This window comes from Rhodobacter sp. NTK016B, assembly GCF_017303295.1.
In the GTDB taxonomy this organism is placed as follows: Bacteria; Pseudomonadota; Alphaproteobacteria; order Rhodobacterales; family Rhodobacteraceae; genus Pararhodobacter.
This window is the reverse complement of sequence record NZ_JAFKOK010000039.1, coordinates 1-1,264: the sequence shown is the minus strand read 5'-3', so window position 1 is coordinate 1,264 and position 1,264 is coordinate 1. Positions and strand designations below refer to the sequence as shown.

General features: G+C 72.5%; 2 protein-coding genes. Both read left to right on the top strand.

Features of this window, described 5'->3' with window-relative positions; genetic code table 11:
- The first annotated feature begins 167 nt into the window (after window positions 1-167).
- A complete protein-coding gene (locus JI664_RS23605; RefSeq protein ID WP_207016235.1) occupies window positions 168-806 on the top strand; it encodes a MotA/TolQ/ExbB proton channel family protein in 639 nt (212 codons plus the stop codon).
- A complete protein-coding gene (locus JI664_RS23600; RefSeq protein WP_207016234.1) occupies window positions 799-1,173 on the top strand; it encodes an ExbD/TolR family protein in 375 nt (124 codons plus the stop codon). Before JI664_RS23605 ends, JI664_RS23600 begins: the two co-directional genes overlap by 8 nt.
- Window positions 1,174-1,264: the final 91 nt, after the last annotated feature.

The window sequence follows — 1,264 nt, the reverse complement described above, 5'->3', positions numbered from 1 at the left end:
GACCTGCCCGCCGGGCGGATGCGGGTGCGGTCGTTCGAGATCGGCGGGCTGGCCTGCGATCAGGTCTCGCGGCTCTTGATCAACGGCGTCAGCGCCTGCGAGCCCGAGGGCGCGGGCTGCGCCGGACCGCTGGCGCTGCAAAGCCGCGTGCCGGTCGAGGTGCTGCAATGACTCCGGTTCTCGACGCGCTGGGACGGGTCGCGGATCTGGGCGGTCCCGTCGTGATGATCCTGATCGCCATGTCGGCCATCGCGCTGGCGCTGATCCTGGCCAAGCTTTGGCAATTCCTGCGGCTCGGCGTCGGGCGCCACGACCGGCTCGACACCGCGCTCGGCGCCTGGGACCGGGGCGACACGGCGCTTGCCCGCGACGGCGCGGCGCAGGCGCCCAGCCATCTGGCGGCGCTGGCCGTCGCCGCCCTCGGCGCGGCCGGGACGCGGCGCGATGAGGCCGCCCTGCGCGCGCGGCTCACCAGTCTCGCCGCCGAGCGGATCGCCCGTCTGGGCGCGGGGCTGCGGCTGCTCGATTCCGTCGCGCAGGTGGCGCCGCTGCTGGGTCTCTTCGGCACCGTTCTGGGCATGATCGAGGCGTTTCAGGGCCTGCAGGCGGCGGGCGCGGCGGTCGATCCGTCGGCGCTGGCGGGCGGCATCTGGGTCGCGCTTCTGACCACCGCCGTGGGCCTTGCCGTGGCCATGCCCGCCTCGCTGGTGCTGACCTGGTTCGATGCGCGCATCGCCCGCGAGGCGCGGATGGCCGAGCGCATCATCGACACGGCGCTCTGCGCGGGTGTGGGGGCCGATGGCTGACCTCGTTCCGCCACGGCGCCGCAGCACCCTGTCGCTCACCTCGCTCATCGACGTCATCTTTCTGCTGCTGCTGTTCTTCATGCTGACCTCGACCTTTACCCGGCTGGGCGAGCTCGACCTCACCCCCGGCGCGCCCGGCGGCGCGCAGGGTCAGGCCGCGCCGGTCTTCGTGCAGCTCTCGCCCGGGGACCTGCGCGTGAATGCGCACGCCGTCGCGCTTGACGGGCTGGCCGGGCATCTCGCCCCGCTCGCGGGCGAGGGCGGGATGGTGCTGATCGCTCTGGGCGAGGGTGTCGATGCGCAAAGGCTCGTCGATGTTCTGGCCGCGCTCAGGGGCGCGCCGTTCCAGATCCGGGTGCTGCCATGAGCCTCGTTCCCGCCAAGACCCGTTCCCGGGGCGAGCCGACGATCGGCCTGATCAATGTCGTGTTCCTGATGCTGATCTTCTTCCTGATCGC

Bases quoted from the DNA above. Each gene is read 5' to 3' on its own strand.
- JI664_RS23600 (WP_207016234.1), top strand. From the start codon at position 799: ATGGCTGACCTCGTTCCGCCACGGCGCCGCAGCACCCTGTCGCTCACC.
- JI664_RS23605 (WP_207016235.1), top strand. From the start codon at position 168: ATGACTCCGGTTCTCGACGCGCTGGGACGGGTCGCGGATCTGGGCGGT.